Origin of the sequence: Corynebacterium sp. 5QC2CO (assembly GCF_024580435.1) — a bacterium.
In the GTDB taxonomy this organism is placed as follows: domain Bacteria; phylum Actinomycetota; class Actinomycetes; order Mycobacteriales; family Mycobacteriaceae; genus Corynebacterium; species Corynebacterium jeikeium_D.
Genome location: NZ_JANIKI010000002.1, coordinates 106,314 through 120,938, shown reverse-complemented (window position 1 = coordinate 120,938; position 14,625 = coordinate 106,314). Strand labels below are relative to the sequence as shown.

Genomic DNA, 14,625 nt, shown 5'->3' with positions numbered 1-14,625 from the left:
CGACGCCCACACGGGCAACTCAACCGACCGGGCACGCTACTCATACAGAAAACCCCGGGGGCCAGCGCCTTCATGGCAGCTGGCCCCGGGGTCACGTGTTTATTGGGTTAGGAAGCCTCAACGGCTTTCAGCAGTTAACCACGCCACGGCAGACCACAGCCGACTGCCTCCGAAATGGAGTAGAAGCCCTGAGCTCGAATCTGGCGAGCCAACCCTTGGTGAATGTCACGAATCCAGTCCGGACCGCCATAAATCAACGGTGTGTAGCCCTGCAGCAGGGAAGCACCGTTGGCAATCCGCTCCCACGCTTGCTCAGCAGTTTCAATGCCGCCGACGCTGATGAGAACTAGTTTGTCTCCGACGCGCTCGTGCAGCAGCTTCAGCACCTCTAGTGACCGAGCTGCCACAGGAGCACCCGAGACTCCACCGGCCCCCATCTCCGCGACCTCATCCGCGGGCGTACGCAGGCCCTCGCGAGAAATGGTGGTGTTGGTAGCCACAATGCCTGCCAGCCCAAGGTCAACCGCCAAGTCAGCAACTGCGATGACATCATCGTCGGAGAGATCAGGAGCAATCTTGACCAGCACCGGCGAGTCGGTCTCCTCAGTCACCGCTGCCAGAATCGGGCGCAGTGACTCCACTGCCTGAAGGTCGCGCAGACCCGGCGTATTCGGTGAGGAGACATTGACAACAACGTAGTCCGCCAAGCCGCCGAGCTGGCTAGCCGATTCTCGATAGTCATCGACGGCCTCTTCCAGCGGAGTCACCTTGGTCTTACCAATGTTGATACCGATGACGTCGTCACTGCGACGCGCCCGCAAGTTCTCCGCTACAGCAGCGGCGCCGGGGTTGTTGAAACCCATGCGGTTCAAAACGGCGCGGTCTTCCTTCAGACGGAACAGACGCGGGCGATCGTTGCCCGGCTGCGGCTTGGCAGTCACGGTTCCCAGTTCCGCGTAGCCAAAACCAATTGGCCCCCAGCAATCCGGGGCAATAGCAGCCTTGTCGAAGCCCGCGGCGAGCCCCAGCGGACGCGGGAAGTCCACACCGAACACGGTTTGACGCAGCACAGCATCGTCAACAACGAGTAGCTTGCTCACCGCCCGCTGTAGACTCTCCGACTTCTGCAGCCCCTTCAGGGTCTTCGAGATGGCCTCGTGAATCTGCTCCGGTGGAACCTGGAACATTGCCTTTAGCGCGAGTTGATAGGACTTGGCGCGAAGTTTCGAAGGCATCTACTTAGTCTCTCCCTCGGAGTCGTCTGCTCCCTTGGTGTCACCTGCACCGGTCGGTAGTTTATCGGCTGGTTCCCGAACCGACATCTCCTCACGGATCTTCTCTGCATCCTGCTTGAAATCAGCAATTGCCTTATCGACGTCCGCGGAGTCAAAAATCTGGGCCCCGTCACCGGTAGCCGAGAAGACGCCAATCTGACCATCCTCGGTGGCGACAACCGACTGTGGGTCTGCAACCGTGTTGATGTCCGCGACCTTGACTGGGGTACCCGAGCTGATGTCGTAGCCAGTGAGCTTGTTCACCTTCGTCGAAGTCACCCAGACAATTCCGCGCGATTCATCGACCGCTACCGCCCACGGAGCCTCCGGGGCCGGAGCTGCCTGGTGGAGGCGAATGACGTCAGTGGCAGTGTAAATAAGAAGCTGGTTGCCCTTGGTGTCTGCGGCAGCAATGACATGATCACCGGAAGCTACCTTGCCGACGCCGATGCCCGCACGCAGCGCAGAGCCAGCGCGAGACTCATCGAGCTTGAGCTCATGCACCGAAGTCTCCGGACGGTTGACCTCTAGCAGCTTGACGTCCGCGTCATTGTCGGCTTTGGGAATCTCAACGAGCTGCGAACCGTTATTGGCAGCCTTGAAGTCGCTGGCCAACTCGCCATCAGCGCCGAACACATCGACGACATTGCTATCCGCGTGGGCACCGATGATGCGACCGCCTTCCAGGCCAACTGCGGCGGAGTAGTTGGTGCCACGGCCGACAACGGCCGTTTCCGTAGCCTGGTCAGTAATGACGTGGATGCCATCTTCACACGGCAGCAGAGCGTTAGGGCCGCCCGGCGCGAGCTCACCACACTTCGCGTCCAGCTTCATTGATCGCTCAATTGGGTTATTCAGCGGACCGGCAAAGATCTTGTCCCCGGCCTTCAGGACAACTCGGTCGCCGACCAGCACGGCATCGGTAACGTCCTCATCAATCTTCTTGGCCTTCCCGATAGCAGTATCGGGAGCAGCGGGTGAAGCGGCCGGCACTGGCGTGGCGTTGCCCATTCCGGCATCGATGTCTCCTTCCACATCGGAGGAGCACCCTGCCAGGACCACTGCGCTAGCGGAAAGCCCCGCTAGAAGGGAGGTTATGACACGTCGACGACTGTTTTCACTCACGCTATAGAAACTACCACCCCGGCCGGATTACTTTGTGGACGCCTCCAGCCGTGGGAAGTTCTCGCATTCGTTGTGCCTTATAAGTCTTTATAAGAATGCGGTTACTGATTACAGCGTGACGTCGTCAAGCGCGTTGCAAATCTGCGGTGGCAGCGTGAGTTGTTCGGCGGTGAGGTTTTCGCGTAGCTGAGCGCGGTCTCGAGCGCCAACGAGGATCGAGGTGACGCCCGGCCGATCGCGCGCCCAGGAAATCGCTGCGACGGCAGCACTGACGCCGAGCCCCTTGGCTGCGGTGGTCAGCGCGCCTGCAACCGTGACGCCGCGCGTGTCGAGGTAGTCCTGTACCTCTGCGTCGGCATGTTCGGAAGCAGCGCGGGAGTCCTCGGGAATGATGTGCTGGTATTTGGCGGTCAACACGCCTTGGGCCAGTGGGGCGCCACCGATAAAGCCGAGCCCCAAATGCTCACAAGCGGGCAGCAGTTCAGCCTCAGGGCTTCGCTGGAGCAGCGAGTACTCATGCTGTGCGAACACCGGGGCGATTCGATCCGCGGCGGCATGCGTCACCGCTGCCTGCCATCCGCTGTATCCACGCAGTCCGGCGTAACGTACTTTCCCCGTGCGCACAGCCCATTCCAGGGTGTCGGCGACCTCTTCCGGTGGGGTTAGCCCATCCCAGTAGCCGGGCGACCACAGGTCAATGTGTTCGACGCCGAGGCGTCCGAGCGTTTCGTCGAGGTCCTTCTGCAGTGTCTTACGTGAGCAGTCCACGCGCCTGCCGACGGGCCGCTCGGGGTGTATGCCAGATGCGACCGAGAGAACCAATTCGTCGGCAACACCGCGCTTTGCGATGACTGCACCCAGCATGTCGGCAACAGTGTCGCCGCCGTGGAGTGGGGAAGCGTCGACAAGGTTGCCTCCGGCGTCGAGGAAGTCCGTCAGGATGCGTCCGGCCTCGTCTTGCCTGGTACCCGCACCCCAGGTGGCCGTACCCAGCCCCAAGGCGGAGACGCGTAAACCGCTGTTGCCCAGAATTCGTTGTTGCACGATTTTTACTTTAGGACACCCGTGTGCGGTCGCGGGAAAAAGTTCGACGGGAGAGGTCTCGCTATCGCCGCACCGAAACCTCGCTATAGCCACAATACAAACCGGACGAGTAGCCTATACACCCGTGACTATCATGACGACACTAAGCGCCTCAGCAGATACTGCTGCCGATACCGCCGGCACCGGTATGACCTGGGCGCAGACAATCATCCTGTCCGTAGTGCAAGGTCTGACGGAATTTCTCCCGGTCAGCTCCTCAGGGCACCTTCGAATTGTCTCCGAGCTGCTGTGGGGCCAGGACGCCGGCGCATCCTTCACCGCTGTGGTGCAGCTTGGCACCGAATTGGCTGTGTTGGTGTTCTTCGCCAAGGACATCTGGCAGATCCTCACTGGCTGGTTTGCCGGTCTGTTCAATAAGGAAGCCCGCGGTTTCAACTACCGCATGGGCTGGATGGTGATTGTCGGTACGCTGCCGATTGCCATCATCGGCGTGCTGGGGAAGGACCTCATCCGCGATAACCTGCGCAATCTCTGGATTACAGCCGCTGTGTTGGTGCTTTTCTCCTTTGTCTTTATCGCCGCAGAGAAGTTCGGCCGTCGTGAGCGCAACTATGAAGAGCTGACCATGCGAGATGCCATCGTCATGGGTTTCGCGCAGTGCCTGGCACTCATTCCGGGTGTGTCGCGCTCGGGCGGTACGGTGTCTGCCGGCCTGTTCTTGCACTTGGATCGAGAGGTTGCAACGCGCTTTTCCTTCCTGCTGGCTATCCCCGCTGTTTTCGCTGCTGGAATTTTTTCACTTCCAGACGCGTTTGACCCTGCGGCGGGACAGGCCGCTAGTGGTGCGCAATTGGCCATCGGTACGCTGATTGCCTTCGTCGTCGGCTATGCGTCTATCGCATGGCTGCTGAAGTTTGTGTCGAACCACTCCTTCGCTTGGTTCGCCGCGTACCGCATCCCGGTCGGTTTGATTGTTATGGTGTTGCTCGGCTTCGGCACGATCAACGCTGTTTAGTGAGGTAGTGAGTATTTAATGCATTCGTGGCCCCAACCACAGGTTCCCAGTCTCGGCGACGCGCGCTTCGATGTGTTCAACCGCGCCAGCAATACAGGTAAGGCGCATTCGCTTGACGACGAAAGCTCAACATCGGTACCCCTACGCCTCTACGACACCGCGGATCAGAAAGTCTCCCAGGTGGAAGCGGGGCCGGAGGCGACCATGTACGTGTGTGGCATCACGCCCTATGACGCCACGCACCTGGGACACGCAGCAACCTACCTCACCTTTGATTTGATTTACCGTCAGCTGCTGGACAATGGCCACTCGGTGCATTACGTGCAGAACATCACCGATGTCGATGACCCATTGTTCGAACGTGCGGAGCGCGATGGGGTGGACTGGCGCGAGCTGGGCACCTCGCAAATCGATTTATTCCGCTCCGATATGGAAAACCTGTCGGTGATTCCACCGCGCGACTACATCGGCGCCATTGAGTCCGTAGGCGAGGTCGTGGAAATGGTCGAGAAGCTGCTGGAAAATGGCTCGGCCTACCAGCTCACCGATGACGAGTACCCGGATGTGTACTTCCGCAAGAGTGCCACCGAGAACTTCGGTTACGAGTCCAATTACTCGGCAGAGCAGATGGCGGAGTTCTTCGCGGAGCGCGGTGGCGACCCGGATCGCCCGGGCAAGGAGGACCCGCTGGACGCGCTGGTGTGGCGTGCCGCTCGCCCTGGGGAGCCAAGCTGGGAGGCTCCTTTTGGTGCGGGCCGGCCGGGTTGGCACATTGAGTGCTCGGCGATTGCCACCAACCGCCTGGGTAAGAGCTTCGACATTCAGGGCGGTGGCTCGGATCTCGCGTTCCCGCACCATGAGTTCTCGGCGGCTCACGCTGAGGCCGCTACTGGCTGTGCGCGTATGGCCCGCCACTATGTCCACGCGGGCATGATTGCGCTGGATGGCGTCAAGATGTCCAAGTCGCTGGGCAACCTGGTGTTTGTCTCCAAGCTGGTGGCCGCCGGCGTCGACCCGAGCGCTATTCGCATTGGCGTGTTCGCCAGCCATTACCGCGCTGATCGAGATTGGTCGGACGAAGTGCTGGCGGCGGCCAAGGCACGTCTCGAGGCCTGGCGTGCGGCTTGCGCCGCTACTAAGACTGCCTCCGATGAGAAGGCTGTGAGCGCAGCAGCGGCACTGGTTGCGGATGTGCGCGCAAGCCTGGCCAATGACTTGGATACGCCGGCTGCTCTGGACACTATCGATGCCTGGGCTGCGGAGTGGTCCTCGGCCACCGGCAACAACGCAGATGCTGGCACAGTAACCGGCGCAGCGGGTGCCGGAGAATTCGTTGCCGCCGCGCTGGACGCTCTGCTTGGCGTTAAAATTTGAGCATGAGCAACTCAGATCTGTCTGCTGTCGAAGTAACGCAAGAGAACATCGATAAGCTAGTTGCCGATTTGCGCATGTTTGCCACCGGCAGCTACCTGCAGCCCGAGGAACGCGAGTTCTGGGAGCCGCTTTTTGACGAATCGGTAGCCGACCAGGTCGGGGAAGCCCTCCGTGAGGCCGCCGCTGGTATTGATCAGGCGGCGGAACTGGCCGTCGATAAGCGAGAAGAAGCCGCAACGCAGGCGGTAGAGAACTGCCTACAGCGCGTGGCTGCGATCGAGCATGAGCACGGTGGCTCGATTTTTGATGAGGAGCTCGACGAGATTCTCGCGATTATCAATTCCGCAACGAAGGCTGTCGGTTTGGGCCTGCCTGCGGTGAAGGCGGAAAGCTACTTTGAGATGGAATAACCAGCCCGATTAACGGCGCGGTTATGAAAGTAGACTAAGGTGTCTATTCATGACTGATCGCCACTCTTCCGAGTTCCTCACCGCACTGCACAGCCGTGTACTCATTGGCGATGGCGCCATGGGTACCCAGCTGCAGTCTTTTGACCTCGACGTTGACGCGGACTTCCTCGGCTACGAGGGCTGTAATGAGATTCTCAATGACACTCGTCCCGACATCATCGAGACGATTCACCGGCGTTATTTCGAGGCCGGCGCCGACCTGGTGGAAACCAATACCTTCGGCTGCAACTTCCCAAACCTCGCCGACTATGACATCGAAGATCGCATCCAGGAGCTAGCGCACAAGGGCACCGCAATCGCCCGCAAGGTCGCTGACGAAATGGGGCCGGGGCGCGAGGGGATGCGACGCTTTGTCCTCGGTTCGCTGGGTCCGGGCACGAAGCTGCCGTCGTTGGGGCACGCTCCGTACGCTCAGCTTCGCGACGCTTACACGGAGGCCGGACTCGGCATGATTTCCGGTGGCGCGGATGCGTTTTTGATTGAGACCTGTCAGGACTTGCTGCAGGTAAAGGCGGCCGTCAACGGCGTCAAGGCCGCCATGCGACAGGCTGAGAAGAAGATTCCGATTGTCGTCCACGTGACCGTCGAGACCACAGGCACCATGCTGATGGGCTCGGAGATTGGTGCAGCCCTGGCAGCGCTGCAACCGCTGGGTATCGACATGATTGGCCTGAACTGTGCAACGGGTCCGGACGAGATGAGCGAGCACCTGCGCTACCTCTCCAACTTCGCCTCCATCCCGGTATCGGTGATGCCGAATGCGGGGCTGCCAGTGCTGGGTAAGAACGGTGCGACCTACCCGCTGACCGCCCCAGAGCTGGCCACAGCGCTGCGCGGCTTTGTTGAAGAGTTTGGCCTGGCGATGGTCGGTGGCTGCTGTGGTACCACGCCGGAGCATGTTTCCGCTGTTCGCGATGCTATTACCGGTGCTGGGGCCTACGCCGAGCAGGGCCCTGCTGTTCAGGCAGCACGCCCATCGACGGATCCGGACGCAAAGCCAATCGATGAGGTTGCTTCTCTGTACTCGGCAGCCCCGCTGACGCAGACAACCGGCATCACCATGATTGGTGAGCGCACCAACGCCAACGGTTCCAAGGCTTTCCGCGAGGCCATGCTGGCCGGCGATTGGGAGAAGTGCCTTAACACCGCCCGAGGTCAGGTCACCGATGGCGCACACATGATTGACCTGTGCGTGGATTACGTGGGTCGCGACGGTCGCGATGACATGGCAACCCTGGCATCCCAAATCGCCACCTCGGTAACGTTGCCGGTCATGCTGGACTCCACGGAACCGGAGGTTTTGAAGACTGGCCTGGAGCACCTCGGTGGTCGCTGCGCGGTCAACTCTGTGAACTTTGAAGACGGCGATGGCCCGGACTCGCGCTACCAGCGCATTATGCGCCAGGTTGTTGAGCACGGTGCTGCCGTGGTCGCTTTGACTATCGACGAAGAAGGTCAGGCGCGTACGAAGGACAAGAAGATTGAGATTGCCGAGCGTCTCATCGCCGACATCACCGGCACGTGGGGACTGCGCGAGCAGGACATCATTGTCGACTGTCTGACTTTCCCGATTTCCACTGGCCAGGAGGAAACTCGCCGCGACGGCATCGAAACCATCGAAGCCATCCGCGAACTTAAGCGTCGCCACCCGAACGTGCACACCACGCTCGGCCTATCCAACATCTCCTTCGGTCTGAACCCGGCGGCTCGCCAGGTACTCAACTCGGTGTTCCTCAACGAGTGCATCGAGGCTGGCTTGGACTCCGCCATTGCGCACAGCTCCAAGATCTTGCCGATGAATAAGATCGACGACAAACAGCGCGAAGTCGCTCTCGATATGGTGTACGACCGCCGTCGTGAAGTGGGACACCCCGACGGGGAGTACGACCCACTGCAGGTCTTCATGGAGCTCTTCGAAGGAGTCTCCGCCGCTGACGCGAAGGACGCCCGGGCTGAGAAGCTCGCCGCCATGCCGCTGTTCGACCGCCTGGCGCAGCGCATCATCGACGGCGAGCGCACGGGAATCGAAGCTGACCTCGACGAGGGCATGAAGGAAAAGGAACCGCTGGCGATTGTCAACGAGGACCTGCTGCGCGGCATGCAGACCGTTGGTGACCTGTTCGGTTCCGGCCAGATGCAGCTGCCATTCGTGTTGCAGTCTGCCGAGACGATGAAGGCCGCGGTGGGCTACCTCGAGGGCTTTATGGATGCCGAGGATGCCACGGGCTCCAAGGGCTCGATTGTGCTGGCCACGGTGAAGGGCGATGTCCACGACATCGGCAAGAACCTGGTGGAGATTATTCTCTCCAACAACGGCTACACCGTGCATAACCTGGGCATTAAGCAGCCGATTGCTACGATTTTGTCCGCCGCCAAGGAACTGGATGTCGACGCCATCGGCATGTCCGGCCTGCTGGTGAAGTCCACTGTGGTGATGAAGGACAACCTGCTGGAGATCAACTCCGCCGGCGATGCCACCCGCTTCCCAGTGCTGCTCGGCGGCGCCGCGCTGACGCGTAGCTACGTGGAAGACGACCTGTCCGAGCTCTACCACGGCGATGTCTACTACGGCAGGGATGCCTTCGAAGGACTGCGCATCATGGACGAGCTGATGGCAGCTAAGAAGGGCCTCGGCCCAGACGAGAATTCGCCAGAGGCCATTGCCGCCCGCGAGAAGAAGGAAGCTCGCCGCGCCCGCCGTGAGCGCTCCAAGCGCATCGCCGCGCAGCGCGCCGCCAAGGCTGCTGCTGAAGCCCCCGAGGTGCCGGAGCGTTCCGATGTCGCCGCTGATGTCCCCGTTGCGACACCGCCGTTCTGGGGAACCCGCATTGTCAAGGGCCTGCCCCTCGACGATTACCTGACCACCCTCGACGAACGCGCTCTGTTCATGGGGCAGTGGGGACTGCGCGGCACCCGCGGCGACGAGGGACCGAGTTACGAGGAACTGGTCGAATCCGATGGTCGTCCACGCCTGCGCGCATGGCTGCAGCGCCTGCGCGCCGAGAACATCCTCCAGCATGCGGCTGTCGTCTATGGCTACTTCCCAGCAGTTTCTGAGGGCGATACCGTCCACGTACTACCGCTACCTGCGGAAGGGGAGCAGCCTGACCCCGCGGCTGAGCCAGTGGTGTCCTGGACCTTCCCGCGCCAGCAGCGCGGTCGCTTCCTGTGCATTGCTGACTTCATTCGCTCGCGCGAAGATGCCATCGCCGCAGGACAGACCGACGTCATGCCGTTCCAGCTGGTGACCATGGGACAGCCCATCGCTGACTTCGCCAACGATATTTACGCCAAGAACGAATACCGCGACTACCTGGAGGTTCACGGTATCGGCGTGCAGCTCACCGAGGCGCTGGCCGAGTACTGGCACCAGCGCATTCGCTCCGAGCTCGCGTTCTCCGACGGCACAAGTGTTGGCGCGGAAGACTCCGACGATACCCAGGACTTCTTTGATCTGAAGTACCGTGGCGCCCGTTACTCCTTCGGCTATGGTTCCTGCCCAGATCTGACCTTCCGTCAGGGCATGATTGACCTACTGCAGCCGGAGCGCATCGGCGTCGAACTCTCTGAGGAGCTCCAGCTGCACCCAGAGCAGTCCACCGATGCGTTCGTGCTCTACCACCCGGAAGCGAAGTACTTCAACGTGTAGCTTCGCGTTGCTGGGGCGGGCTCTGCGGGTTTATCCCTGCGGTCGCACCAGCAAGGTCTGCATGCTCCGGCCAATGGGGCCGTGCACGTCGTAGAGCTCGCCCGCGGTCATGCCGATTCCGTCCGGCCCAATGGAACCGCGGGCGGCGATGCCAACCCAGCCGCCGTCTTCCGGCTGTGACTCCGATTCCGCCGACTTCTCCGAGGCGCCGAGCTGGGGGAGTCGGTGCAGGTGAACCACTAAGTCGGTATTCATAAACGCCCACTGATGCGGGCTCAGCGTGGCTCCGACACCGTTGGCGGTATCGGCTACCTGCATGACTCGCTCCACCGCAGTCGGCTCCTCCCCGAGCACGATTGGGTAAGTCGCACGTACCCAGTGAATCTGCGTCTCGGCCAGCTCTTCCGTCGCCCCTGCGCGGGCTTCAATTGATTCGATGTAGCCGCCACTCCAGTCGTCGGTAAGCGGAATGTACTCGGCACTGCATTCCTCGGGCCCGGGCACGTGCTTGTCGAATGCACGCTCAATATCCCGCGTATCCGCAGTGGCCATCATCCATGCGGACGCGGTGGCAACTGGGCGCCAGACACCCTTGACGTCGGCAAGCAATTCGGCTTCGACCTTGGCGATCTGCCGCCCCGGGCGCGAGACCCATGACCGCGCGCGGAGCTCCGTGTACGGTACAGCCGACAACAGATCCACGGCGATGCGAGTAATACGCATTCCCGCGCTTTCCAGACGGCGGCGCTCCAACATGCGCGTCAGCAGCGCCGATGGCGGCGCACCGTGCTGAAACGGCCCCCACGCCCCATAAGTGAAGCTGGTGGGCATGAAGCGCTCGTAGCTGAGCTCGCCTTCGGTGACCGCGCCTAGCGGAATAAAATACGCCTCGGGCTGGTCGATAGCCTGGGCGAGCGAATCTTCAGTGGTTGTCATAGCGAGTCGATGCCTTTCATTCGCGCGGGACACGTTCATGCGGTGGTTTCATGCAACACCGCAACATACTTTCCTTCCTGAAACTCTAAACCTTCATCCGACGGTTTTGCTGACATAATCGCTAAATGCTTGATTGCCTGGCATAGTCGCATGATGTGAAAGCAATTTTGTGGGACATGGACGGCAGCCTCATCAACACGGAACCCCTGTGGGAGATTGCCACGTACGACCTCTCGGAATTCGTCGGCCGTCGCCTGACTCCGGAGTTGCGCATGCAGTGCGTCGGCAACACGCTCTGGGACACACTGTCGATTTGTGCTAATCATGCGGGACGCACGCTTGACGACGAGCTGTTTGCCTCGGGCTCGCAATTCGTCGAAAACCGCTTCACAGAATTGGTTCTAGAGCACGGGGTGGAGTGGCGCCCGGGTGTGCCGGAGATTTTGGACCAGGCCCGAGCTGCTGACATTCCGGTGGTGTTGGTGACCAATACCCGTCGGCACGTGGCTCAACCCTGCATTGATGTCATGGGGGAGCAGCACTTCGCGGCAACAGTGTGTAGCGATGAGGTGGCCAACGGCAAACCGGCGCCGGATCCGTACTTACGTGGCGCAGAGCTCGCCGGATTTGCGCCAGAGGACTGCCTAGCTATCGAAGATTCCTCAACGGGGGTGCGCTCTGCACTCGCTGCGGGATGCACGGTGGTGTGGAATCCAATGCCGGATGTGAGCGTTTCGCAGGCTGATGTGGAGACGTTAGTACCCCCGGCGCGCTTCATTTCGGGCAATTTAGATACCTCGAATTTGGGCTTATTGCGGGCTGCTTTCGCGGGCGAGTAGACGACATGGAACAATAGACCGGGTGAAGAACTTTGATGACCTGTTTGCAGAGCTGAAGGAAAAAGCACAGTCGCGCCCCGAGGGATCGGGCACAGTCAAGGCGCTGGACGCTGGTGTGCATTTCCAGGGCAAGAAAATTGTCGAAGAGGCCGGTGAGGTCTGGCTTGCAGCTGAGCATGAATCTGACGAAGCCCTCGCAGAGGAGATTTCGCAGCTGTTGTACTGGCTGCAGGTGGTCATGGTCGGTCGCGGGCTGAGCCCCGAGGATGTTTACAAGTACCTGTAGGAGAAATCAACACCATGCTGCGTATTGCCGTGCCCAACAAGGGATCACTGTCCGAGGCGGCAGTCGAAATCCTGAAGGAAGCTGGCTACCCAGGCCGAGGCGACTCCAAGAGCCTGACCATCCACGACGAAGCCAACGACATTGAGTTTTTCTTCCTCCGCCCGAAGGATATTCCCATCTACGTTGGCAACGGCCATCTGGATTTGGGCATCACCGGCCGCGACCTGGCCGCTGACTCGCTGGCCCCGGTCGATGAGGTTCTGAATCTGGGCTTCGGCGCCTCGACCTTCCGCTACGCCGCTCCAGCCGATGAGGAATGGACCGTAGAAGCTCTGGAGGGCAAGCGCATTGCCACCTCGTACCCGAATCTGGTGCGCGAAGACCTGAAGGCTCGTGGCATTAACGCCACCGTTATTCGCCTTGATGGTGCAGTGGAGATTTCCATCCGCTTGGGAGTTGCCGACGTTATCGCCGACGTTGTCTCCACCGGCCGTACCCTGCGTAAGCAGGGATTGAAGCCATTCGGCGATGTTTTGGTCAGCTCTGAGGCAGTTGTTGTCGGACGCAAGGGAGTGGAGGTCACCGAGGAGCAGCAGGTGTTCCTGCGTCGCATGACCGGCATTCTGCATGCCAAGACGTACTTGATGATTGACTACAACATCCGTGCGTCTGCGCTGGAAGAGGCATCCAAGCTCACCCCGGGCCTGTCTGGCCCGACCGTGTCGCCGCTGGCTAACGAGGATTGGGTAGCAGTTCGCGCGCTAGTCCCGAAGACAGAGGCCAACCCGCTCATGGATGCCCTGGCGAAGATTGGTGCCGAGGCGATCTTGGCGTCGAATATCCGTATCGCGCGTATTTAGTGGAGACTTGGCCTGCTCGAGGGGTGAGGGGGCGTGCCTTCTCAAGTAGGAGCCCATTTCGAGATGGATCCCCATCTCGAACGGGGAACTGACCAATGCATTTTCACTCCCACCTACGCCGGCGTAGGTAGTAAGATGGGCGCTAGAAGCGCGCACGGCGTTAGCCGTACTGACATAGTCCCCTTATGCCGGAAAAGCGGCAGCTGCGCCAGCGCTGTAGTTTTGACGGTGTAACGAAGCAGCGCCACGAATTGTGGTTCATAAGACTGCGCCTACGAGAAGGGAATATGTCCATCATGTCCGCAACACGCACCGAGGTCGACCTGCTCGGATCGATGGAGGTTCCGGCAGACGCTTACTACGGTATCCATACTCTGCGTGCAATCGACAACTACCAAATTTCCAGCAAGACCATCAACGATGTGCCCGAATTCATTCGTGGCATGGTGATGGTGAAGAAAGCCACGGCCATCGCCAACCAGCGTGTCCACACGCTGCCCAGCGATGTTGCAGACATCATTGTCGCCGCATGTGATGAAATCCTGGAAAAGGGCCGCTGCATGGACCAGTTTCCAATCGATGTCTTCCAGGGTGGCGCTGGCACCAGTCTCAACATGAACACTAACGAGGTCATCGCTAACCTCGCTCTAGAACTGCTCGGTCTGGAAAAGGGCCGATACGACGTCATTCACCCCAATGATGATGTCAACCAGTGCCAGTCAACCAACGACGCCTACCCAACAGGTTTCCGTCTTGCTATCCACATGTCGCTGCTGAGTCTGCAGAAGCACTTCGACTCCCTGGTTGAGGCCCTACACGCCAAAGGTGATGAATTCAACGACATCATCACAATGGGCCGCACGCAGCTGCAGGACGCCGTTCCCATGACCCTGGGACAGGCTTTCCACGCATTTGCCCACAACCTTGAGGAAGAGCAGGAGTCTATCGCAACTGCGTCGGCACGCCTGCTGCAAATCAACCTGGGAGCAACCGCTATCGGTACCGGTGTGAATGCGCCGGCGGGCTACCGCGAGGCCGTGACCCAGGCGCTGCGTGAGGTCAGTGGCTTTAAGGTGACCTCTGCGAAGGACCTGATTGAAGCCACCAGCGATACCGGCGCCTACGTCAGCGTGCATGCATGCCTGAAGCGCGCGGCCATGAAGATTTCCAAGATGTGCAACGACCTGCGCCTGCTGGCATCGGGTCCCCGAGCCGGCCTGAACGAAATCAACCTGCCGGAGCGCGCCGCTGGCTCCTCGATTATGCCGGCAAAGGTTAACCCGGTAATTCCAGAGGTTGCGAACCAGGCCTGCTTCAAAGTCTTCGGCAACGACGTGACCCTGACCTGGGCAGCCGAGGCCGGTCAGTTGCAGCTAAACGTGATGGAGCCGGTCATCGGTGCATGCCTCTTCGAGTCGATTGAACTGCTGCGCAGCGCCACCGACACTCTGCGCGACAAGTGCATTACCGGCATCACCGCTAACCCGGAAGTTTGCCGCGGCTATGTGGAAAACTCCATCGGTATCGTGACCTACCTGAATCCGGTCATTGGCCACCACGAGGGCGATATGGTTGGCAAGGAAGCCGCTCGCACTGGCCGCTCCGTCCGCGACATTGTCCTCGAACGCGGGCTAATGGACGAGAAGGAGCTCAACCACGTCCTGAGCACCGAAAACCTCATGCACCCGGAATACCGGGGGAAGCGCTACGTGGCAGGGGAGTCTCGCCTCGACGATCTGTCCTAAGCGGCAAC

The 14,625-nt window shown here is 60.4% G+C and carries 12 protein-coding genes; 8 read left to right on the top strand and 4 right to left on the bottom strand.

Going from position 1 to position 14,625, the window contains the following annotated elements; genetic code table 11:
• Positions 1–134: 134 nt before the first annotated feature.
• From NQ014_RS02505 to NQ014_RS02495, 3 genes are all read right to left on the bottom strand, one after another.
• Positions 135–1,235, bottom strand: a complete 1,101-nt coding sequence (locus NQ014_RS02505; RefSeq protein ID WP_257073556.1) for a quinone-dependent dihydroorotate dehydrogenase — start codon at positions 1,233–1,235, stop codon at positions 135–137.
• Complete coding sequence (locus tag NQ014_RS02500; RefSeq protein WP_210384783.1) at positions 1,236–2,399, bottom strand: hypothetical protein; 1,164 nt, start codon at positions 2,397–2,399, stop codon at positions 1,236–1,238. It lies immediately after the preceding gene.
• 108 nt (positions 2,400–2,507) lie between these two features.
• Positions 2,508–3,443, bottom strand: a complete 936-nt coding sequence (locus NQ014_RS02495) for an aldo/keto reductase (protein ID WP_257073548.1) — start codon at positions 3,441–3,443, stop codon at positions 2,508–2,510.
• Between the two features lie 133 nt (positions 3,444–3,576).
• Here NQ014_RS02495 and NQ014_RS02490 point away from each other — a divergent pair, with 133 nt between their 5' ends.
• Genes NQ014_RS02490 through metH form a run of 4 tightly spaced genes read left to right on the top strand, consistent with a single transcriptional unit; the run spans position 3,577 to position 9,951 of the window.
• Complete coding sequence (locus tag NQ014_RS02490) at positions 3,577–4,458, top strand: undecaprenyl-diphosphate phosphatase (protein WP_040361409.1); 882 nt, start codon at positions 3,577–3,579, stop codon at positions 4,456–4,458.
• A gap of 18 nt (positions 4,459–4,476) precedes the next feature.
• On the top strand, positions 4,477–5,832 hold the full coding sequence (gene mshC / locus NQ014_RS02485) for a cysteine--1-D-myo-inosityl 2-amino-2-deoxy-alpha-D-glucopyranoside ligase (RefSeq protein WP_257073546.1): 1,356 nt from the start codon (positions 4,477–4,479) through the stop codon (positions 5,830–5,832).
• A 2-nt stretch (positions 5,833–5,834) separates the two neighbouring features.
• The gene (locus NQ014_RS02480) at positions 5,835–6,242 is read left to right on the top strand and encodes a hypothetical protein (protein WP_257073544.1); all 408 of its coding nucleotides are present in this window, start codon (positions 5,835–5,837) and stop codon (positions 6,240–6,242) included.
• Positions 6,243–6,291: 49 nt separating this feature from the next.
• A complete protein-coding gene (metH, locus tag NQ014_RS02475; protein ID WP_257073541.1) occupies positions 6,292–9,951 on the top strand; it encodes a methionine synthase in 3,660 nt (1,219 codons plus the stop codon).
• A gap of 30 nt (positions 9,952–9,981) precedes the next feature.
• Here the strand turns inward: metH and NQ014_RS02470 are convergent, their stop codons facing one another.
• Positions 9,982–10,887 carry a thioesterase family protein gene (locus NQ014_RS02470; protein WP_257073539.1) on the bottom strand — a complete coding sequence of 302 codons (906 nt, stop codon included), beginning with the start codon at positions 10,885–10,887 and terminating at the stop codon, positions 9,982–9,984.
• Positions 10,888–11,042: 155 nt separating this feature from the next.
• Here NQ014_RS02470 and NQ014_RS02465 point away from each other — a divergent pair, with 155 nt between their 5' ends.
• From NQ014_RS02465 to aspA, 4 genes are all read left to right on the top strand, one after another.
• Entirely contained in the window at positions 11,043–11,726 is a 684-nt protein-coding gene (locus NQ014_RS02465) for an HAD family phosphatase (protein ID WP_257073538.1), read from the top strand.
• A gap of 22 nt (positions 11,727–11,748) precedes the next feature.
• A complete protein-coding gene (locus tag NQ014_RS02460) occupies positions 11,749–12,012 on the top strand; it encodes a phosphoribosyl-ATP diphosphatase (protein ID WP_005510825.1) in 264 nt (87 codons plus the stop codon).
• A 14-nt stretch (positions 12,013–12,026) separates the two neighbouring features.
• On the top strand, positions 12,027–12,872 hold the full coding sequence (gene hisG / locus NQ014_RS02455) for an ATP phosphoribosyltransferase (RefSeq protein ID WP_257073537.1): 846 nt from the start codon (positions 12,027–12,029) through the stop codon (positions 12,870–12,872).
• A gap of 296 nt (positions 12,873–13,168) precedes the next feature.
• Positions 13,169–14,617, top strand: a complete 1,449-nt coding sequence (gene aspA / locus NQ014_RS02450; RefSeq protein WP_257073536.1) for an aspartate ammonia-lyase — start codon at positions 13,169–13,171, stop codon at positions 14,615–14,617.
• Positions 14,618–14,625 lie beyond the last annotated feature (8 nt).

What these genes read in the sequence shown, in the direction of transcription:
- NQ014_RS02505 (WP_257073556.1), bottom strand. Translation starts at nt 1,235, where the DNA reads ATGCCTTCGAAACTTCGCGCCAAGTCCTATCAACTCGCGCTAAAGGCA.
- NQ014_RS02490 (WP_040361409.1), top strand. Translation starts at nt 3,577, where the DNA reads ATGACGACACTAAGCGCCTCAGCAGATACTGCTGCCGATACCGCCGGC.
- mshC (WP_257073546.1), top strand. Translation starts at nt 4,477, where the DNA reads ATGCATTCGTGGCCCCAACCACAGGTTCCCAGTCTCGGCGACGCGCGC.
- NQ014_RS02480 (WP_257073544.1), top strand. Translation starts at nt 5,835, where the DNA reads ATGAGCAACTCAGATCTGTCTGCTGTCGAAGTAACGCAAGAGAACATC.
- metH (WP_257073541.1), top strand. Translation starts at nt 6,292, where the DNA reads ATGACTGATCGCCACTCTTCCGAGTTCCTCACCGCACTGCACAGCCGT.
- NQ014_RS02470 (WP_257073539.1), bottom strand. Translation starts at nt 10,887, where the DNA reads ATGACAACCACTGAAGATTCGCTCGCCCAGGCTATCGACCAGCCCGAG.
- hisG (WP_257073537.1), top strand. Translation starts at nt 12,027, where the DNA reads ATGCTGCGTATTGCCGTGCCCAACAAGGGATCACTGTCCGAGGCGGCA.
- aspA (WP_257073536.1), top strand. Translation starts at nt 13,169, where the DNA reads ATGTCCGCAACACGCACCGAGGTCGACCTGCTCGGATCGATGGAGGTT.